General features: G+C 66.1%; 17 protein-coding genes. 11 read left to right on the top strand and 6 right to left on the bottom strand.

What is annotated here, in order from left to right; translation table 11 throughout:
- The first annotated feature begins 29 nt into the window (after positions 1 to 29).
- Together mprF and SB764_RS07290 are read left to right on the top strand one after the other, a co-directional pair.
- Positions 30 to 2,594, top strand: coding sequence for a bifunctional lysylphosphatidylglycerol flippase/synthetase MprF (mprF, locus tag SB764_RS07295; protein WP_321904288.1), 2,565 nt, complete (start codon positions 30 to 32; stop codon positions 2,592 to 2,594).
- Entirely contained in the window at positions 2,591 to 4,015 is a 1,425-nt protein-coding gene (locus SB764_RS07290; protein WP_260400149.1) for a virulence factor family protein, read from the top strand. The genes mprF and SB764_RS07290 overlap by 4 nt, the downstream gene beginning before the upstream one ends.
- Positions 4,016 to 4,096: 81 nt before the next feature.
- Here SB764_RS07290 and SB764_RS07285 read toward each other — a convergent pair whose 3' ends face one another.
- From SB764_RS07285 to SB764_RS07270, 4 genes are all read right to left on the bottom strand, one after another.
- A complete protein-coding gene (locus tag SB764_RS07285) occupies positions 4,097 to 4,363 on the bottom strand; it encodes a cupin domain-containing protein (protein ID WP_065057717.1) in 267 nt (88 codons plus the stop codon).
- A 173-nt stretch (positions 4,364 to 4,536) separates the two neighbouring features.
- Positions 4,537 to 6,138: an alkyl hydroperoxide reductase subunit F gene (ahpF, locus tag SB764_RS07280; RefSeq protein ID WP_065057594.1), complete on the bottom strand. Its 1,602-nt coding sequence runs from the start codon at positions 6,136 to 6,138 to the stop codon at positions 4,537 to 4,539.
- Between the two features lie 178 nt (positions 6,139 to 6,316).
- Positions 6,317 to 6,880 carry an alkyl hydroperoxide reductase subunit C gene (gene ahpC, locus SB764_RS07275; protein WP_065057593.1) on the bottom strand — a complete coding sequence of 188 codons (564 nt, stop codon included), beginning with the start codon at positions 6,878 to 6,880 and terminating at the stop codon, positions 6,317 to 6,319.
- 510 nt (positions 6,881 to 7,390) lie between these two features.
- Entirely contained in the window at positions 7,391 to 8,299 is a 909-nt protein-coding gene (locus tag SB764_RS07270; protein WP_110325907.1) for a LysR family transcriptional regulator, read from the bottom strand.
- Between the two features lie 133 nt (positions 8,300 to 8,432).
- Here SB764_RS07270 and SB764_RS07265 point away from each other — a divergent pair, with 133 nt between their 5' ends.
- The 6 genes from SB764_RS07265 (at position 8,433) to SB764_RS07240 (ending at position 12,929) form a co-directional block, all read left to right on the top strand.
- Entirely contained in the window at positions 8,433 to 9,158 is a 726-nt protein-coding gene (locus tag SB764_RS07265) for a pirin family protein (RefSeq protein ID WP_410863076.1), read from the top strand.
- A 137-nt stretch (positions 9,159 to 9,295) separates the two neighbouring features.
- On the top strand, positions 9,296 to 9,709 hold the full coding sequence (locus SB764_RS07260) for a DoxX family protein (RefSeq protein ID WP_065057590.1): 414 nt from the start codon (positions 9,296 to 9,298) through the stop codon (positions 9,707 to 9,709).
- Between the two features lie 215 nt (positions 9,710 to 9,924).
- Entirely contained in the window at positions 9,925 to 11,304 is a 1,380-nt protein-coding gene (locus SB764_RS07255) for an aspartate aminotransferase family protein (RefSeq protein WP_410863074.1), read from the top strand.
- Between the two features lie 134 nt (positions 11,305 to 11,438).
- On the top strand, positions 11,439 to 11,996 hold the full coding sequence (locus tag SB764_RS07250) for an FUSC family protein (protein ID WP_065057588.1): 558 nt from the start codon (positions 11,439 to 11,441) through the stop codon (positions 11,994 to 11,996).
- Between the two features lie 338 nt (positions 11,997 to 12,334).
- A complete protein-coding gene (locus SB764_RS07245) occupies positions 12,335 to 12,463 on the top strand; it encodes a hypothetical protein (protein WP_258365463.1) in 129 nt (42 codons plus the stop codon).
- 43 nt (positions 12,464 to 12,506) lie between these two features.
- Positions 12,507 to 12,929, top strand: coding sequence for a rubredoxin (locus SB764_RS07240; protein ID WP_074981222.1), 423 nt, complete (start codon positions 12,507 to 12,509; stop codon positions 12,927 to 12,929).
- Positions 12,930 to 13,031: 102 nt separating this feature from the next.
- Here the strand turns inward: SB764_RS07240 and SB764_RS07235 are convergent, their stop codons facing one another.
- Positions 13,032 to 13,883 carry a helix-turn-helix transcriptional regulator gene (locus tag SB764_RS07235; RefSeq protein WP_065057587.1) on the bottom strand — a complete coding sequence of 284 codons (852 nt, stop codon included), beginning with the start codon at positions 13,881 to 13,883 and terminating at the stop codon, positions 13,032 to 13,034.
- 144 nt (positions 13,884 to 14,027) lie between these two features.
- Between SB764_RS07235 and SB764_RS07230 the strand changes: the two genes are divergently transcribed.
- Both SB764_RS07230 and SB764_RS07225 read left to right on the top strand, forming a co-directional pair.
- Positions 14,028 to 14,858 (top strand): carbon-nitrogen hydrolase family protein, encoded by an 831-nt coding sequence (locus SB764_RS07230; protein WP_065057586.1) that lies wholly within the window; start codon positions 14,028 to 14,030, stop codon positions 14,856 to 14,858.
- Between the two features lie 258 nt (positions 14,859 to 15,116).
- A complete protein-coding gene (locus tag SB764_RS07225; protein WP_065057585.1) occupies positions 15,117 to 16,478 on the top strand; it encodes an APC family permease in 1,362 nt (453 codons plus the stop codon).
- 123 nt (positions 16,479 to 16,601) lie between these two features.
- Here SB764_RS07225 and SB764_RS07220 read toward each other — a convergent pair whose 3' ends face one another.
- On the bottom strand, positions 16,602 to 17,276 hold the full coding sequence (locus tag SB764_RS07220) for a GntR family transcriptional regulator (RefSeq protein WP_065057584.1): 675 nt from the start codon (positions 17,274 to 17,276) through the stop codon (positions 16,602 to 16,604).
- A gap of 389 nt (positions 17,277 to 17,665) precedes the next feature.
- On the opposite strand from SB764_RS07220, the gene SB764_RS07215 reads away from it, so the two are divergent.
- On the top strand, positions 17,666 to 18,826 hold the full coding sequence (locus SB764_RS07215) for a branched-chain amino acid ABC transporter substrate-binding protein (protein WP_080180826.1): 1,161 nt from the start codon (positions 17,666 to 17,668) through the stop codon (positions 18,824 to 18,826).
- Positions 18,827 to 18,877 lie beyond the last annotated feature (51 nt).

Genomic DNA, 18,877 nt, shown 5'->3' with positions numbered 1-18,877 from the left:
CGCGCATCGCGCGCGCCGCCCTCGTGGCGATGCGCCGCCGCGCTCGCGCCCTGCGCCTGCAGCGCTTCGTCGCGCCGGCGCTCGCGCTTGGCATCTGCGCGCTGCTGCTGGTCGTGTTCCAGCATCTGTCGCGATCCGTCGATTACCGCTCGGTGATCCGCCAGCTCTGGCAGTTGAGCGCATTCCAGTGGATCGGCGCGCTGGGCGCGACCGCGCTGAGTTTCGTCGCGCTCGTCGGACGCGACGCCATCGGCTTGCGCTATCTCGGCATGAAGGTGCCGCGCGGCCCGCTCTGGGTCGGCGCGATCGCCGGCTCGGCGCTCGGCAACGTGACCGGCTTCGGCGCGCTCACGGGCGGCGCGGTGCGCTGCCGCGTCTACGGCGGCTCGGGCGTCACGCCGGCGCAGATCGGCCGCATGACCGTGTTCACGAGCGTCACGCTCGCGCTCGCCCTCGCGCTGATGGCCGCGCTCGGCATGGTCTGCGCGGCGCCGACGCTCTCCGGCCTGCTCCATCTCTCGCCCGACGCGCTGCGCGGCATCGGCGGCGCGGTCCTCGCGCTCGGCGCCGCGATGATCGCGGCCTGCCCCGCCACGGCGCGCGAAATCAATCCGCTCAAGCGTGACTGGGCGCGCTTCTCGGTGCCCGCGCGCCGCGACCTCGTCGCGCAACTGCTGCTCGCCGCGCTCGACGTGGTGGGCGCCGGTCTCGCGCTCTGGTCGGTGATGCCGCACACGCACATCGATTTCGCCGATTTCCTGACCGTCTACACCGCCGCGATGCTGCTCGGCCTGATCGGCCATACGCCCGGCGGCATCGGCGTATTCGAGGCCGCGATGGTATTCGCGCTCGGTTCCAGCGTGCCCGGCTCGAAGGTCTTCGCCGCGCTGCTCGCCTACCGCGCGATCTATTTCGGCGCGCCGCTCGCGCTTTCGGCCGCGCTGCTCGCCGTGTTCGAAGGCCGCGCGCTCACGAACCCGCTCAGCACGACGATCGCGAAACGCGGCGCGGACGGCGTCTCGCAACTCGCCCCGCTGTTCCTCGCCATCGTCACCTTCGTCACGGGCAGCATGCTCGTGATCTCCGGCGCGACGCCCGCGTTCGCCAAGCGCATCGCGCTGCTGCAAACCGTGCTGCCGCTCTGGGTGCTCGAAAGCTCGCAGATGCTCGGCAGCCTGTTCGGCGTGCTGCTGCTGTTCGTCGCGCGCGGCCTGCTGCGCCGCCTCGACGCCGCGTGGTGGCTCGCGCTCATGCTGGCCGTCGCCAACCTCGCGCTTTCGCTGATGAAGGGCCTCGCGTTCGTCGAAGCGGGCGTGCTGTGCGTGCTGATCGCGCTGCTGCTCGCCACGCGCCGCCGCTTCAATCGCCATTCGTCGCTGTTCACCGAGCGCTTCACGCCCGCGTGGCTCGCCTCGGTCGGCTGCGTGATCGCGCTGGCCGTGTGGGTGCTGCTGTTCGCGTTCCGCGACGTCGATTATTCGCAGCATCTCTGGTGGCAATTCGCTTTCGACGAACGCGCGCCGCGTGCGCTGCGCGCCACGCTCGGCGCGGGCGTGTTCGCCGCCGCGCTGGCGTCGTGGCAATTGCTGCGTCCGGCGGCCGGGCGTTTCGTGATGCCCGCGAGCGAAGACCTGATCGAAGCCGCGCGCATCGTGCGCGCGCAGGAACGCAGCGACGCCGGCCTCGCGCTGATGGGCGACAAGAGCTTCCTGTTCTCGCAGTCGCGCAGCGCGTTCCTCATGTACGCCAAGCGCGGCCGCACGTGGGCCGCGCTGCACGATCCGGTCGGACCGCGCGACGAATGGCCCGCGCTGATCCGCGAATTCGTCTCGCTCGCGCACGCGCACGGCGGCCGCGCCGCGTTCTATCAGGTGCGCGCCGACGCCCTGCCGCTCTACCTCGACGCCGGCCTCACGCTGATGAAGCTCGGCGAGGAAGCGCGCGTGATGCTGCAGGAATTCGACCTCAAGGGTCCGCAGCGCGCGCATCTGCGCTACGCGCTCAAGCGCGGCGAGCGCGACGGCTTCACCTTCGATCACATCGATCCGTCGCAGATGCCCGACACGCTGCCGACGCTGCGCGCGATTTCCGACGCGTGGCTCGAAGACCGCGAAGCGCGTGAAAAGAGCTTCTCGGTGGCCGCATTCGACGACGATTACCTCGCCGCCCAGCACGTGCTGCTGGTGCGTCAGAACGGCGAGCCGCTCGCCTTCGTCACCTTCATGACGACCGACCTGAACACCGACGCGACGGTCGGCGTCATGCGCCATCTGCCGGGCGCGTCGCCCTACGCGATGGAATATCTCTTCACGCAGCTCGCGCTGCATCTCAAGGCCGCCGGGTTTCAGTCGCTCTCGCTCGGCATGGCGCCGCTTTCCGGCATGGGCCCGACGCCGCTCGCGTCGTCGTGGCATCGCCTTGCCGGGCTGATCTGGCGCTTCGGCGGCAAGTTCTACAACTTCCGTGGGCTGCGCGGCTTCAAGAACAAGTTCGCGCCGCGCTGGGAACCGCGCTATCTGGCCGCTTCGGGCTCGATCAGCGTGTTCATCACCCTTGCGGATCTATCGCTGCTGGCAGGAGGCTGGCGTTCATGATGCATTGTTTTTCCACGCTGCCGCGCACGCTTCGCGCGGCGGCGGGCGCCGTCCTGCTCGTCGCCGGCGCGTCGCATGGCGCGTTCGCTTCCACGGCTTCCACGCTTTCCACGTCGACGGCCAAAGCCGCCAATAGTGCTGAAAAAAACGCCATCGAACACGTCTCGGGCGGCCGCTACGGCGAAGTGGCGATGACCAGACCCGATGGCGCGATTCGCGGCTTCGCTGTGCTGTTCTCGGCGGGCGAACACTGGAACGCCGCCGACCAGACGCGCGCCGACGCGCTCGCGCAGCACGGCGCGCTGGTCGTGGGCGTGGACACGGCGCGCTACGCGTCGAACCTCGGCGCCATCAAGAACGAGACCTGCCACAAGCTCTACAGCGATGCCGAAGCGCTGAGCCATCAGCTCGAACGCCAGCAGGGATCGAACGAGTATTTCGCGCCGATCGCGATCGGCAGCGGCACCGGCGCGCTCATCGCGCAACGCATGCTCTCGCAGTCGCCCGCGAACACGATGGCGGGCGCGGTGTCGCTCGATCCGTCGACGAAACCGCTCGACGCGCGCTTCGCGCCTTGCCCCGCCGATCCGACGCTTTCGCGCGGCAAGGGTCTGCCCGGCTTCTTCGAGCAAGGCGTGACCGCCTCGCAGGCGAACGGCGAGAAAGTTGCGCCCGCATCGAACGGCGCCGCGCCACGCGTGTTCGCCGCGAATCTTTCCGATGCCGACAAGCTCGCGACTTTGACCGCACCGCATCTGCGCGCGCAGACGGAAAGCGAAGAGGACGTCTCCGATCTGCCGCTGATCGAGCTGCCCGCCGCGCATCCGACCGACATGCTCGCGGTGGTGATTTCCGGCGACGGCGGCTGGCGCGATCTCGACAAGACCATCGCGGAAGCGCTGCAAAAGCAGGGTATTTCGGTGGTCGGCTGGGATGCGCTGCGTTATTTCTGGAGCGAGAAGCCGCCTGCACAGACGAGCCACGATCTCGCGCGCGTGCTCAACACCTACGCGTCGCGCTGGCACGCGAAGCACATCGCGCTCGTGGGCTACTCGTTCGGCGCGGATGTGATGCCGTTCGCCTACAACCGTCTGCCCGACGCGCTGCGCGCGAAGGTGTCGTACATGTCGCTGCTCGGCTTCGCGCCGGACGCCGATTTCCAGATCCGCGTGACGGGCTGGCTCGGCATGCCCGCGAGCGACAAGGCGCTCAAGGTGCGCCCGGAACTCGCGAAAGTGCCGCCGTCGATCGTGCAGTGCGTGTACGGCGAGGACGAAAAGGACACGCTGTGCCCGGCGCTCGCGAACACCGGCATCGATCTCGTGAAGACCAACGGCAGCCACCATTTCGACGGCGATTACAACGCGCTTGCGGCGAAGATCATCGAAGGGTGGAAGAAGGAAATTGCGGCGCGGGGTTAGACCGTGCGGGTCCACGCGTCCCTCGATTCGCGCATCGCTGCAAGGAAAAATGGCTGCCTTCCGGCAGCCATTTTTTTCGACTCAATCCTTGCGTCCCGCCAGATACTGCACGCCCTGCGGCCCATAGCGCTCGACATGCGGCTGCCCGGCGGCCAGATGAAACACGTCGCCGACACGATATAGCCGCTCCTCGCCATCCGCGCCGATCGTGATCTCGCCCATCACGATCAGCGCTTTCGCTTCGAACGGATGCGTATGCTCGTCCATCGCGCCATGCTCGCGCGTCACGAGCACGGGTTCGGGAAAGCCTTCTTCGGCCAGCGTGCGAACAAAGGTTTCTCGGTCCACGGCAGTCTCCTTCTCGATCGGCAACGCGCCGTGCATTCAGTGTGTCACGTCCGCGAGGCGCTTGCACGGGGTATCCGCGCCCGCATTCCACAGACAAATTCGCGGACAAAAAAACGCCGGCACGAAGCCGGCGCAAAGAGAGACTGCTAAAACCTTTCGATGTGAGGCGCGCGTCAGACCACCGCGGCGGCGACCTTCGCATCTTCCTCGTCGTCCGCCGACGAGCGGATCAGGTAGTCGAACGCGCCGAGCGAAGCCTTCGCGCCTTCACCCACGGCGATCACGATCTGCTTGAACGGGACCGTGGTGACGTCGCCGGCCGCGAACAGACCCGGCACCGACGTCTGACCCTTCGCATCCACTTCGATCTCGCCGTGCTTCGAGAGCGCCACCGTGCCCTTCAGGAACTCGGTGTTCGGCACCAGACCGATCTGCACGAACACGCCTTCGAGTTCGAGATGATGCTTCTCGCCCGTGGTGCGTTCGAGGAACGCGAGGCCCGTGACCTTCTGGCCGTCGCCGACGATTTCGGTCGTCTGCGCGTTCACGTGCACCGTGACGTTCGGCAGGCTGCGCAGCTTGCGTTGCAGCACTTCGTCCGCACGCAGTTGCGCGCCGAATTCGAGCAGCGTGACGTGGCTCACGATGCCGGCGAGGTCGATCGCCGCCTCGACGCCCGAGTTGCCGCCACCGATCACCGCCACGCGCTTGCCCTTGAACAGCGGACCGTCGCAGTGCGGGCAGTACGCCACGCCCTTGTTCTTGTACTCCTGCTCGCCCGGCACATCGACATTGCGCCAGCGCGCGCCGGTCGCCAGCACCACGCTCTTCGCGCGCAGCGTCGCGCCGCTTTGCGTGCGCACTTCGAAACCCTTGCCGACCGGCACGATGGCTTCGGCGCGCTGCAGGTTCATGATGTCGACGTCATAGGCACGCACGTGCTGTTCGAGCGCCGCCGCGAACTTCGGTCCTTCCGTTTCCTTCACCGAGACGAAGTTTTCGATCGACATCGTGTCGAGCACCTGGCCGCCGAAACGTTCGGCCAGCACGCCCGTCTTGATGCCCTTGCGCGCCGAGTAGATCGCGGCTGCCGCGCCGGCGGGGCCGCCGCCGACGATCAGCATGTCGAACACGTCCTTCTGGTTCAGCTTTTCGGCGGCACGCGCCGAAGCGCCCGTATCGAGCTTCGCGAGGATTTCCTCGACGCCCATGCGGCCCTGGCCGAACACTTCGCCGTTCAGGTAGATGGTCGGCACGGCCATGATCTGGCGCTTCTCGACTTCGCCCTGGAACAGCGCGCCGTCGATCGTGACGATCTTCACATTCGGGTTGAGCGCCGCCATCGCGTTGATCGACTGCACGACTTCCGGGCAGTTCTGGCACGACAGCGACATATAGACTTCGAACGAGAACACGCCGTCGAGCGACTTGACCTGTTCGATCGTTTCGTCTTCGAGCTTGACCGGGTAGCCGCCCACCTGGAGCAGCGCCAGCACGAGCGACGTGAATTCATGGCCCATCGGAATGCCCGCGAACGTGACCTTCACGTCCGAATTGGCGCGCTTGATCTCGAACGAAGGGGTACGCGCGTCGCCGGCTGCGGCGCCACGGCGTTCTTCGAGCGCAATACGGTCCGAGAGCGGTGCGATGTCCTGCAGCAGTTGCTGCAGTTCTTGCGACTTCTCGCCGTCGTCCAGATACGCGACGATCTCGATCGACTGCGTGACTTTTTCGAGGTAGCTTTTCAGTTGGGTCTTGAGATTGGCGTCGAGCATGGCGTTTTCCGGCTAGAGAAGAAGCGGGGGAATTCTTAAGTATTGCCTGGCAAATTTCGCCGTCCTGCACAGGGGCGGATCAGGCGTCCGGGCCGCTGCCGCGAAGGCGCGGCCCGGAGATACAGCGGTACAGCTTCAGCGTCACGCGGTCATGACGATCGCGCGGGTGAAACGACGCTTAGATCTTGCCGACCAGGTCGAGCGACGGCTTGAGCGTTTCTGCGCCCGGCGTCCACTTGGCGGGGCAGACTTCACCCGGGTGCGATGCCACGTACTGAGCAGCTTGCACCTTGCGCAGCAGTTCCTTGGCGTCACGGCCGATGCCGTTGTCGTGGATTTCGCACAGCTTGATCTCGCCTTCCGGGTTGATCACGAACGTGCCGCGCAGTGCCAGACCTTCTTCTTCGATCATGACGTCGAAGTTACGCGTGATCGCGCCCGTCGGGTCGCCGACCAGCGGGTACTGGATCTTGGCGATGGTGTCCGACGTGTCGTGCCATGCCTTGTGCGTGAAGTGCGTGTCGGTCGACACACCGTAGATCTCAACGCCCAGCTTCTGGAATTCTGCGTACTGGTCAGCCAGATCGCCGAGTTCCGTCGGGCACACGAACGTGAAGTCAGCCGGGTAGAACACGACAACCGACCACTTGCCCTTCAGGTTTTCTTCAGAGACCGGAACGAACTTGCCGTTGTGGTATGCGGTTGCGTTGAACGGCTTGACCTGCGTGTTGATGAGAGACATGCGTTGTTTCCTCGCTCTGGGTTGGGAAAAGGTATGGACGAAGATTAAGGGATCTACGCCCATTTGAAAAATTGGTTGCTTTGATCGCGGGAATAAACCGTGCCTATCGGACCCCGGAAAAGCCCTATGAGAGCCGCCGAAGCCCGCCAGCCGGGCGTCCGCGCCGCCCGGGGGCGGCCCGCGCAACCGTCGGGGCGGTGAGCATACAACGAAACTGCGACATCGCGCCTCACTTCACTGCCGCGTTTGCGCCCCGCTTTGGTGCATCCGAGGGAGGCAGAACGGCCGTCATGCGGCTGTTCTCGCCAGTTTGCCTCTGGCTTGATGACAAACGAGGACACGCGACGGGCGACTGGGCGTCAGCCGCAACCGCTGTGATCGCGCAAACCCGCGCCGGGTTCCGGGGAACTGACGCCAGTTATTGCGCGCGCTGTATTCAACAGATGCAGGCGCAACTGCTATTCCTCAAGGCCCGGCGCAGTCTGACGCACAACACGCATGCGCCTTGCATCAAAGCGCGCCGCCGCGCGCCGTGGCCGCCCGCGCGGCCAGCCGTTCGCGCAGATATTGCGTAAAGGCGCGGATCGTCACCGACGCCTCGCGGTGCTGCGGATAAAGCGCGTGCAGCGCGTTCGGCGGCGGCATGTAGTCTTCCAGCACTTCGACGAGCACGCCCGCGTCCACCGATCCCGCCACGATGAAGTCCGGCAGATAACAGATGCCGAGCCCCGCGATGGCCGCGTCGCGGATCACCTCGCCATTGTTGGCGCGCAGCGGCCCATGCACCTCGAACGGCGTACGCACGCCGCCGACCATGAATTCCCACGGCGCGCGCCCCTGCTGGCCGTAGGGCAGACAGTCGTGCTGCGCGAGATCCTCGGGCGTTTGCGGCGCGCGGCGTCGGCGCCGGTAGCCGGGGCTGCAACACGCGATCATGCGCACGTCGATGAGCTTTTGCGCCACCAGCGTGGAATCGGCGAGCCGCCCGATGCGCAGCGCCATGTCGAAGCCCTCGCCGATCACGTCCACGCTGCGGTCGCTCAGATCCATGTCGAAGCGCACGTCCGGATGCTCGCGCAGGAATTCCGCGACCAGCGGCGACAGATGCGCCATGCCGAACGACATCGGCGCACTGACCTTGAGCAGCCCGCGCGGCTCCGAGCGCCGCGCCGACATGGCCTGCTCGGCCTCGTTCACGTCGGCGAGGATGCGTTTCGCGCGCTCGTAGAAGTCCTGGCCGAGATCGGTGACCGCCAGCTTGCGCGTGTTGCGCACCAGCAGCCGTGCGCCCAGATCGGCCTCCAGCGCGGCCACGCGGCGGCTCACGAACTGCTTGGAAAGCCGCAGCCGGTGGGCCGCCGCCGTGAAATTGCCCGCATCCACGGTATTCACGAAGATCCGCATGTCGTCGAGTTGCATTGCGATTGTCCACTTCAATGTGACAGTGAGTACTATTTTACGGCGATTTACATCGCTTTGATTGACCTAAACTCTCTTCCATCGCAGCACAACATTCCGGGCCGAAACGGCCCCACCGAACTGGAGAGAGAACATGATCGAACTTCGCAAAGCAGACCAACGTGGCCGCGGTGAACATGGCTGGCTCAGCTCGCGTCACACCTTTTCGTTCGCCAATTACTACGACCCGAAGCAAACCGGTTTCTCGGACCTGCTGGTGATCAACGACGACCGCGTCGCTCCGGCGCGCGGCTTCGGCAAGCACCCGCACCGCGACATGGAAATCTTTTCGTACGTGCTGGAAGGCGCGCTCGAACATAAGGATTCGATGGGCACGGGCTCGGTGATCGTCCCCGGCGACGTGCAGCTGATGAGCGCCGGCACGGGCGTCGCGCACAGCGAGTTCAACCATTCGGCCGATCAGCCGGTGCACTTCCTGCAGATCTGGATTGCGCCGAACGAGAAGGGCGCGCAACCGCGCTATCAGCAGAAGAACATCGCCGATGAAGAAAAGCGCGGCAAGTTCCGCCTGATCCTCTCGCCGGACGGCGCCGACGATTCGCTGCTGCTGCGCCAGGACGCCCGCGTCTACGCCGGCCGGCTCGACGGCGCGGAGAGCGCGAAGGTCGAGATCGGCGCCGAACGCCACGCCTATGTCCACGTGGCGCGCGGCAGCGTGAAGCTCAACGGCGTGGAAATGGGCGAAGGCGACGGCGCGCGGATCCGCTCGGAACGCGAACTGACCTTCACCGACGGACACGATGCCGAAGTCCTGGTCTTCGATCTGCGTAATATCGAAGTGCCGGAACTCTGGTCGTAAGCACCGCACGCCATCGTCGTACTCAAGGCGCGCGGACCGGAGTCAGGCGGCCTGTGAACACAGGCCGCCGCCCGGCGAGTGCGCACAAGCAAGTCAATAACATTCACGCCTCAATCAAGTTCTTCGGAGAGAACACCATGCGACATAACCTGTTCGGACAAGGCAACGATGCCGTCCTGCTGGTCTCACGTATCCTGCTGGCCGCCCTGTTCGTGCTGTTCGGCTGGTCCAAGATCACCGGATTCTCCGGCACGGTCGACTATATGGCGCACGTGGGCGCGCCGGCGCCGATGCTCTCGGCGGTGATCGCCGTCGTCATGGAATTCGTGGTGGGCATTCTGATCGTCGTGGGCTTCTATACGCGTCCGCTCGCCGTGCTGCTCGCGCTCTACACCGTGGCGACCGCGATCATCGGCCATCACTTCTGGAACATGACGGGCGCCGACCAGATGGCCAACATGATCAACTTCTACAAGAACGTGAGCATCGCGGGCGGTCTGCTGGCCCTCGCCGTGGCCGGTCCGGGCAAGTTCTCGATCGATCGCCAGTAAGACGCCGGGGAGCCGCCCCGCGCGGCTTAAGGCAAGAAGGCAGAAAACAACGCGCTGCGACGCAAGACACTTGCGACGCAGCGCGTTTTTCATTGTGCGGCGCGCTTCGCGGAGCGTGCCCATCGGCCGGACGGCATAGGCTATTTGACCGAATTGTCGAACGTACGCCGGCCATGCGAGGATGGCTCCGAACCCAACAGGACTCAGGAGCGCCCATGCAGGACAGGCCAACCTCGCAGAATCACGGCGTGAACCGGGAACGCGCGCGGCGCGTGCTGGCACGCGAGCGCGACGCGTTTGTCGCCGCGCGTCCGGCATCGCAGGCGTTGTCGGCGCAAGCGGCGCAGCATCTGCTGTTCGGCGTGCCGCTGCACTGGATGAACGACTGGTCCACGCCGTTCTCGCTCTACGTGGACGCCGCGCGCGGCGCGGCCTTCAGCGACGTGGACGGCCATCGCTATGTGGACTTCTGCCTCGGCGACACGGGCGCGATGTTCGGCCACGCGCCGCCCGCCGTGGCGCGCGCGCTCGCGCAGCAGGCCGAACGCGGCTTCACGACCATGCTGCCGGGCGCCGACGCGGTGGCCGTCGGCGCGGCGCTTGCCGAACGCTTCGGGCTGCCTTACTGGCAGTTCGCCATGACCGCGAGCGACGCCAACCGCTTCGCGCTGCGCTGGGCGCGCGCGGCCACGGGCCGCCAGGCCATCGTGGTGTTCAACGGCTGCTATCACGGCACCGTCGACGACGTCTTCGTCGACCTGATCGACGGCGCGCCCACCCAGCGCGCCAGCCTGCTAGGCCAGGTGCACGACCTGCTGCCGCATACGCGCGTGGTCGAGTTCAACGACCTCGCGGCGCTCGAGCAGGCGCTCGCGGGCAACGACGTCGCGTGCGTGCTCGCCGAACCGGCGATGACCAACGTCGGCATGGTGCTCCCCGAAGCGGGCTTCTGGCGCGAAGCGCAGGCGCTCATCCGGCGTCACGGCGCGCTGCTGCTGATCGACGAAACCCACACCATCAGCAGCGGCCCGCGCGGTTATGCACGCGAACACGGCATCGAGCCCGACCTGTTCGTGCTCGGCAAACCGGTGGGCGGCGGCGTGCCCTGCGCGGTGTACGGCTTCAGCGCCGATCTCGCAGGCCGCGCGCAAAAAGCCAAACTCGACGCGCCGCCGGGCCACTCGGGCATCGGCACGACGCTCACGGCCAACGCGCTCTCCATGAGCGCGATGCGCGCAACGCTCGACGAAGTGATGACCGAAGCCGCCTATGCGCTGATGTTCGCGCTCTCGGAACGGCTCGCTGCGGGACTCGCCGCGATCATCGACAAACACGCGCTGCCGTGGTGCGTGACGCGCGTGGGCGCACGCAGCGAATTCCAGTTCTGCGCCACGCCGCCGCGCAATGGCAGCGAAGCGCGCGCCGCCATGGACGACGAACTCGAACACGTGATCCATCTCTATCTGCTCAATCGCGGCGTGCTGATTACGCCGTTCCACAACATGATGCTGGTGTGTCCGGAGACGACGGCAGCCGACGTCGATCGTCTGCTCGCGGCCTTCGACGCCTGCCTTGGGGAACTCTGCGCGGCGTAAGGCAGCCGCATGGGCGAGTTGCTATGCTTCGCCGGCTCGCGGCAGCGCGTTCCGGCTTGCGCGCTCGCCGCTTCTCGTGCACCGTTTTACGCTCACCGTTGTCAACGATTTCAGACCGACTTTCTCATCACGCAATGCTCGACCCGCAAGACAATCTGTTCGCCTATCTCTCGTCGCTCCAGCAATCGGCGCTCGGCGCGCTCAAGCGTCTGCCGCTCAAGAGCCGCGCGGCGCAAGGCACGCTGATGGCATTGCGCGCCGTCTGCGGCGCGGGGCTCGCGTACGCCATCGGCCATGCGCTGCACACCGAACAGGCGTTTTGGGCCGCGATCACGGCCATCGCCGTCACCCAGCATGACTATGCGGACACGCTCGCGCAGTCGCGCGACCAGTTCATCGGCGCCATCGCGGGCGGCGTGGTGGGCTTCGCGGCGGCCACGCTCGGACCGGAAAACCTCACCGCGTATCTCGTGGCGGTGGCCGTGGTCATCATCGCGTGCTGGTGTCTGCGGGTGAGCACGGCGGCGCGCCTTGGCGCAATCACCACCACCATCGTGCTGCTGGTCCCCACGCACGGCCCCGTGTGGGACGTGGCGCTGTTCCGGGTCGCGGAAGTGGCCATCGGCATGGCCTGCGCGGTGCCGGTCTGCTGGGTGTTTTCGCTCGTGGAGCGCAAGTGGCTGCATGTTTGAAGGCATGCAAGGCAGACGAAGCCGAGGCGAAAAAGCGGGGCTCAAAGAAAGAATCCGCCCGCGCTCTCAACCCTCGCGAAATAATGCATCTCCGTTCGCTGCTCAATCCTCAGCCGATTAGCGGCGATAATCAGCAGCGTCGTGCCGATGGGCCTGCGCCGACGTCAACGCCCGTGCGGCCGCTGCGCGCGGTCGCTGTGCAATTGCCCCCGCGAACGCGAAATCGTGCGAAACTCCGGGCCGCGCCAATGCGGGCGCATGAGATTCGACACTGATTTCGTCACCTTTCGCGCCGCGTCGCCAACCGGCTGCGCGCGTCGCACGACCATCGCACATCCATGAACACCACGACCCGTCATCCCGCCCCGAACGCTTCGCCGCGCAAGACCATTTCTCTGCTGCAGATGCTCGCGCTGATCGCCTTTGGCGGCATCGCCGGCTCGCTTCTGGTCCGTCTGTTCGTCTAAGCGCGGCGCGCCGCACGGGACGCCCAGGAATCCGTTTTCGCTTATGTACAAGAAAGGCGTCGCCCTCGAAATCCAGTTCTCCCCCGACCGTTTGAACGACGGCGCCGGCGATCCCTACTGGATCGACTTCACGGCTGAAGAAGCCGCCGCATTGCTCGAGACCCTGCAAACCCGACTCGCGAATCGCGAGAGCACGTCGGCGCCGCTCGTCGTCGCGCTCGACACGCCGCGTGTGGACGCGCAGGCCGAGGCCGCGCAAGACACGAACGCGCCCAAAGCCGCACAGGCGGCCGACGACGGCTTCAAGCAATGGGTCTGCGTGATCTGCGGCTGGGTCTACGACGAAGCGCTCGGCGCGCCCGACGACGGCCTCGCGCCCGGCACGCGCTGGGCCGACGTGCCCGACGACTGGCGCTGCCCGCTCTGCGACGTGGGCAAGGAAGACTTCGCGCTCATCGAGTTCTGACGCACGCGCCCCGCGCTCATCGGCGCGCGGGGTTTCGCAACGCGCTCAGGCGCGCGCGGGTCGGAACAAGCACGTGGACGCACGCAGCGCAGCGACGCGCGCTCACCCGCCCTCGCGCCCGTTCGGCTCGTAAAACAGCGCGAACAGCTCCGACTGCGAGCTGACGCCGAGCTTCGCGTAAATATGCTTCTTGTGCGCCCGCACGGTTTCGAAGGAGATTTCGAGCCGCTCCGCGATCGCGCGCGTCGAAAATCCCGACAGGCTCTGCCGCACCACTTCGACTTCGCGAGCGGTCAGCGGCGTGCGTCCGCTTTGTTGCGTGACCGCTTCGAAGCGGCGGGCGTAATCGAGTTCGAGCACCTCCGCCGCCGCGCGCTCCGCCACGGCGTCGGATTGTGGCGCGCCCGCGGCCTCGTCGGCGGCCACGCCCGGCTCGTACGCGAGGCGCTGGCGCATCAACGCAATCACCCACGGCGCGAACATCGCGAACTGCGCCACATCGCGTTCCGTGTAATGGTGCTTTGCACCCAGCGAAAAAATCAGCGTGCGCCGCGCATCGAGCGGCACGTTGAACTGCACTTCGTCGCCGATGATGTTGCTCTTGAAATAGCGCTGGTAGTAATCCGTCATGCGGAAATTGTCCGGCGCGACTTCGGCGAGCGTGATCAGCCCCGCGCGCGGCCTTTCGCATGCGTTGATATAGAACGGATCGAGCTGGTACATGCCCTCCAGATACGCGCGGAACAAGAGATCCACGGTGCCGTCGGGCATCGGCGACTCGGCGCAGACGAGCGGCGCGCGATCGCGCACGAAGACGAGCGCCACCCAGTTGTCGAAGGCGACGAAGCGCTCGATCACGCGAGTCGCGCGGGTCCAGAAATCGGGGCCGTCGAGGGCGTCGATCAGCGTCGCGATGTGATGATGGAACGCGCGGTCCTGCCAGTCGGGTTCCATGAGTCCTCCGATCAGGGTACCCCTGCTGGGTAATTCCTGGACAAAAATAACGTGGTGATAATAGCCGCTCCTGATGTTCGCGCGGCCATTTTATAAGCTCAATGCCTCGCGAGCCCGTTGTCAGAGGCAAATTTGGAGACAGACATGCAACTCGAACTCGCGCAGATTCCCCTCGTGGACGGCGCCGTCGCGCCCAACCTCGAACGCACGCTGGACGCCATCGGCAAGCGCCGCGCGGGTACCGACCTCATGGTGTTCCCCGAAGCCACGCTCACCGGTTTTCCCACGCGCGAGAACGTGCGCGACATCGCCGAGACGCTGTCCGGCCCGTCGCTGACCCGCGTGCGCGACGCCGCGCGCGACGCCAATGTGGCCGTCGCCGTGGGCCTCGCCGAACGTGACGGCGAGCGCTTCTATAACACCACCGTGCTGATCGACGAGCGCGGCGAGATCGCCCTGCAATACCGCAAGACACATCTGTGGGCCACCGACGTGGGCGTGTTCACGCCCGGCGACCGCTACGAAGTCTGCGAATTCAAGGGCATGACCGTCGGCCTGCTGATCTGCTACGACATCGAGTTTCCCGAGACCGCGCGCGCGGTCGGCACGCTCGGCGCCGAAATGCTGGTCGTCACCAACGGCAACATGGATCCGTTCGGGCCCGTGCACCGCCGCGCGATCGTGGCGCGCGCGATGGAAAACCAGATGTTCGCGGCGCTCGTGAACCGTATCGGCGACGGCGACGACAACCTCACATTCCCCGGCGAGTCGGCGCTCATCAGCCCGTTCGGCGACGTGCTGGCCGAACTCAAGCACGAAGACGCCGTGCTGCCGGTCACGGTCGATCGCGCGCTGCTCGCACAAAGCCGCGAGCACTACAGCTATCTGCACGACGCGCGCATCGCGCTCAATCTCGTCGACGAAAACGACGCGCAGGGCCGCCGCTCGCTCAATATCCGCGCGCGGACGCGGTAAAAAACCGCTGAAAACCGTTTTCCGGCACGGCTGCGTAATTCTCACGCGCGCCGCGCCGACCACCAAAAATAAAGCAACGACGCGTGGCCCGAACACCGGCCATCGCAACGTCAGGCGCGCGACACGCACTGATTCGCACCCCGAATCAATGCGTGCGGCGTCAAGCCGGACGCTTCACTCACGCATGCGCAGAGATCGGCTGGACTTCACTCGCAGATCCTTGCAACCCACCCGCAGCATTTCGGAGACACCTGCATCATGAAGCCATCCTCGCCACCCGCCCAAAGCGCACACAGCGCAAGAGAGCCGCACCTCAAGCGCACGCTCGGCCTGCCGTCGGTGCTGCTGTTCGGCCTCGCCTACATGGCGCCGCTGATCGTCTACGGCACCTACGGCGTGCTCGCCGGCGCAAGCCAGGACACGGCCGCGCTCGCGTACCTGATCGCGCTCGTCGCGATCGTGTTTACGGCGCTCAGCTACGGCAAGCTCGCCCGTCTGTTCCCGGTCGCGGGCTCCGCCTACACGTACACGCGCAAGAGCTTCAACGCGCATCTGGGCTTCATGATCGGCTGGGCCACGCTGCTCGACTACTTCTTCCTGCCGATGGTGATCTGGCTGATCGGCGCGGCCTATCTGGGCGCGGCGTTCCCGAGCATTCCGGCGTGGGTGTGGATCGTCGCGTTCATCGTGCTGACGAGCGGCCTGAACGTGCTCGGCATCGAACTGGCCGCGCGCTTCAACATCGTGCTGATGGTCGTGCAGCTCGGCATCGCCGCCGTGTTCGTCGTGCTGTGCTGCCACTACGCAGCCGCCGCCGCGGGTCCGGGCGGACTGCTGACCGCGCAGCCGTTCTTCCAGCCGCACGTGCCGCTTTCGGCGACGATGGCCGGCGCCGCGATCGCCGCGTATTCGTACCTCGGCTTCGACGCCGTCTCGACGCTCACCGAAGAAACCATCGAGCCCGAGAAGACCATTCCGCGCGCCATCGTGCTGATCGCGCTGGTGGGCGGCGCGATCTTCGTGATCGCCGCGTACACGCTGCAGCTCGCGCATCCGGGCGCCGTGTTCAAGGACCCGGACTCGGCCGCGTTCGAAATCGCGCGCAAGGTCGGCGGCGACATCTTCGTGACGATCTTCCTCGCGGGCCTGATCCTCGCGCAGTTCGCCTCGGGCATCTCGGCGCAGGCGAGCGTCGGCCGCCTGCTCTATGCGATGGGCCGCGACGAAGTGCTGCCGAAGTCGATCTTCGGCTACATTCACCCGCGTTTCCGCACGCCCGCCATCAACATCGCGATCGCCGGCATCGTCGGCCTGATCGCGCTGAAGCTGGACGTGGCCACGTCGACGTCGTTCATCAACTTCGGCGCGTTCCTCGCGTTCACGTCGGTGAACCTCTGCGTGATCCGCCAGTACTTCAGCGGCGCGGCCGGCACGCGCGGCTTCGGCGTGCTCGGCGGCCTGGTGTTCCCGCTGATCGGCGCGGTCACCGACCTCTGGCTGCTCTGCAGCCTGGAAAAAACCGCGATCGTGCTCGGCGTGATCTGGTTCGTGCTCGGCCTCGCCTACCTCGGCTGGATCACGCGCTGCTTCCGCCGCGCGCCGCCGGAAATGGCGGTTTAAGCGTCGAAACAAGCCTCGAAATACAGCGCGTTCCCCACGCGCTGAAGTAAAAAAAACGGCGAGCCGCCCGCAGGGGCGCTCGCCGTTTTTCGTTGCATGCGCAACGAATGACACTCGATCAGCTCACTGATCGGTCAAGCCCGCCATCCGCGCGGCGGCCATCACCTCGCGCTTCGTATCGAGAATGTGCCGCTCGATCAGCTCGACCACGTCGTCGACGGCGCGCCGTTTGCAGGCATCGACGATCTCGTAGTGATCGCGCTGCACGTCGCCCTTTTCCGTATCGAGCGACATACGCAGATGCGGATAGCGATTCGTCGTCGACAAACAGTATTCCTCGATCATCTTGCGCAGCCGCGCGTTGTTCGCCGGCGCGCACAGCGCGAGGTGGAACTGGCGGTTGTACTCGGCCCAGTCGGCGGGCGAGGTGGAGGCGTCGTAGGCGGCGAGGATGCGCTTCATCACGTCGATGTCGGCGGCCACCATGTTCGGCACCGCCAGCTTCGCCGCGTACGTCTCCAACGCGGCGCGAATGTCGAGCAGCTCGCAGATCTCGCGCGTCGACATCGCCATCACCACCGCGCCGCGGTTGAGCTGGTAGCTCACGAGCCCTTCGGCCTCGAGCTGGCGCAGCGCCTCGCGCACCGGAATGCGGCTCGCGCCGAAGCGCTCCGCGAGGCTTTCCTGGCGCAGTTGCGCACCCGGCGGCAGCACGCCGCGCAGGATCTCATCGCGCAACTGGTCGCGGATGGTTTGAGGCAGCGATCGCTGGTCTTCCTTGCCCTGCACTGTCGTCATGTGTTCGTGTGCGTTTGCGCCGGCCGAACGAAGGCCGACGAAAAAAAGTTGTCGTCGTTTTTTTTGCCTGCCAGAATTGGATACAATCCAAGCAAAGATGGATACTTGATTAGGCGGAATGTATCCGCCAAGTGTATCCGTCAATCCATCGATTTGCCGTTGCCGCGTCCTTGTCCGGAGACCCTGTGGGATGTTGTAAGCATCTGAAAAACAAACAATTTTAGCGTATCCGCCGAACCGCCCCGAAGCCGTTGCGAGCGCAACGGATTGCGGACGGCTGGGGCGCCGACCGATTCACCCCTATGCAGAACGGCACGCCGCGCATTCCCGTGCGCGGCGCGGGCCCGCCTGCGCCCATGAAAACGTAGAACGCTGAGGAGAGAACCAGGATGACACGCCACACCACCCCGAGCCTGCGCCTGCGCGCACCCGTCATGATCGCCGCGCTCGCGGGCCTCTGGAGCGCCGGCGCGCTCGCCCAGGCCACCGACGTCAAGATCGGCTTCGCCGCCCCGCTGACCGGCGGCCAGGCCCACTACGGCGCCGACTTCAAGAGCGGCGTGCAGATGGCGATCGAGGACGAAAACGCCACCAACCCGACCATCGGCGGCAAACCGGTGCATTTCGTGATCGACGCCTACGACGATCAGGCCGACCCGCGCACGGGCACGACGGTCGCGCAGAAGCTCGTCGACGACGGCGTGTCCGCCGTCATCGGCCACTTCAATTCGGGCACCAGCATCCCGGCCGCGCCGATCTACGCGAAGGCCGGCATCCCCGAAATCGCCACGGCGACGGCGCCCGCCTACACGCGTCAGGGCCTGCCGACGACCTTTCGTCTCGTGACGTCCGACGCGCAGCAGGGCAGCGTGCTCGGCGCCTACGTCGTGAAGGATCTGAAGTTCAAGCGCTTCGCCGTGGTGGACGACCGCACGGCCTATGGCCAGGGCGTGGCCGAGGAGTTCGCGAAAGCCGTGAAGGCGGCGGGCGGCACCGTGGTCGCGCAGGAGTTCACCAACGACAAGGCCGTCGACTTCCGCTCGATCCTCACGCACATCAAGTCGGCCGACGTCGACGCGATCTTCTACGGCGGCGCCGACACCCAGGCCGCGCCGATGCTCAAGCAGATGAAGTCGCTCGCCATGAAGGCCACGCTGATCGGGCCCGACATGGTCCATTCGGCCGAGCTGATCAAGATCGCCGGTCCGGCGGCCGAAGGCGCGCTGGCCTCGTCGGGCGGCAGCCCGCTCGAACAGATGCCGGGCGGCAAGGACTACGTCGAGCGCTACACGAAGCGCTTCAACAAGCCGGTCGAGCTGTACTCGCCGTACGCCTACGACGGCACGCGCGCCGTGATCGCCGCGATGAAGAAGGCCAACTCGACCGATCCGCACGTGTTCCTCGCCGCGCTCAAGGCGACCAGCATGAAGGGCGTGACGACCAACGAACTCGCCTACGACCAGTACGGCGACCTGAAGTACGGCGGCGTGACCGTCTACAAGGTCGTGAACGGTCAGTGGCAACCGCTCACCACGGTCGGCACGAAGTAAAGCATCGTTCCGCGCGACCTCGCGCCGCTCCTCGGGGCGGCCCGGCGTCGC

Source organism: Paraburkholderia sp. SIMBA_027 (assembly GCF_046535315.1).
Lineage (GTDB): Bacteria > Pseudomonadota > Gammaproteobacteria > Burkholderiales > Burkholderiaceae > Paraburkholderia > Paraburkholderia tropica.
This window is presented reverse-complemented; position numbering and strand designations above follow the sequence as displayed.

Excerpts from the sequence above, each read along its gene's own strand:
- mprF (WP_321904288.1), top strand. The coding sequence starts at position 30 with ATGCGCCGCCGCGCTCGCGCCCTGCGCCTGCAGCGCTTCGTCGCGCCG.
- SB764_RS07290 (WP_260400149.1), top strand. The coding sequence starts at position 2,591 with ATGATGCATTGTTTTTCCACGCTGCCGCGCACGCTTCGCGCGGCGGCG.
- ahpF (WP_065057594.1), bottom strand. The coding sequence starts at position 6,138 with ATGCTCGACGCCAATCTCAAGACCCAACTGAAAAGCTACCTCGAAAAA.
- ahpC (WP_065057593.1), bottom strand. The coding sequence starts at position 6,880 with ATGTCTCTCATCAACACGCAGGTCAAGCCGTTCAACGCAACCGCATAC.
- SB764_RS07270 (WP_110325907.1), bottom strand. The coding sequence starts at position 8,299 with ATGCAACTCGACGACATGCGGATCTTCGTGAATACCGTGGATGCGGGC.
- SB764_RS07265 (WP_410863076.1), top strand. The coding sequence starts at position 8,433 with ATGATCGAACTTCGCAAAGCAGACCAACGTGGCCGCGGTGAACATGGC.
- SB764_RS07260 (WP_065057590.1), top strand. The coding sequence starts at position 9,296 with ATGCGACATAACCTGTTCGGACAAGGCAACGATGCCGTCCTGCTGGTC.
- SB764_RS07255 (WP_410863074.1), top strand. The coding sequence starts at position 9,925 with ATGCAGGACAGGCCAACCTCGCAGAATCACGGCGTGAACCGGGAACGC.
- SB764_RS07250 (WP_065057588.1), top strand. The coding sequence starts at position 11,439 with ATGCTCGACCCGCAAGACAATCTGTTCGCCTATCTCTCGTCGCTCCAG.
- SB764_RS07245 (WP_258365463.1), top strand. The coding sequence starts at position 12,335 with ATGAACACCACGACCCGTCATCCCGCCCCGAACGCTTCGCCGCGCAAG.
- SB764_RS07240 (WP_074981222.1), top strand. The coding sequence starts at position 12,507 with ATGTACAAGAAAGGCGTCGCCCTCGAAATCCAGTTCTCCCCCGACCGT.
- SB764_RS07235 (WP_065057587.1), bottom strand. The coding sequence starts at position 13,883 with ATGGAACCCGACTGGCAGGACCGCGCGTTCCATCATCACATCGCGACG.
- SB764_RS07230 (WP_065057586.1), top strand. The coding sequence starts at position 14,028 with ATGCAACTCGAACTCGCGCAGATTCCCCTCGTGGACGGCGCCGTCGCG.
- SB764_RS07225 (WP_065057585.1), top strand. The coding sequence starts at position 15,117 with ATGAAGCCATCCTCGCCACCCGCCCAAAGCGCACACAGCGCAAGAGAG.
- SB764_RS07220 (WP_065057584.1), bottom strand. The coding sequence starts at position 17,276 with ATGACGACAGTGCAGGGCAAGGAAGACCAGCGATCGCTGCCTCAAACC.
- SB764_RS07215 (WP_080180826.1), top strand. The coding sequence starts at position 17,666 with ATGACACGCCACACCACCCCGAGCCTGCGCCTGCGCGCACCCGTCATG.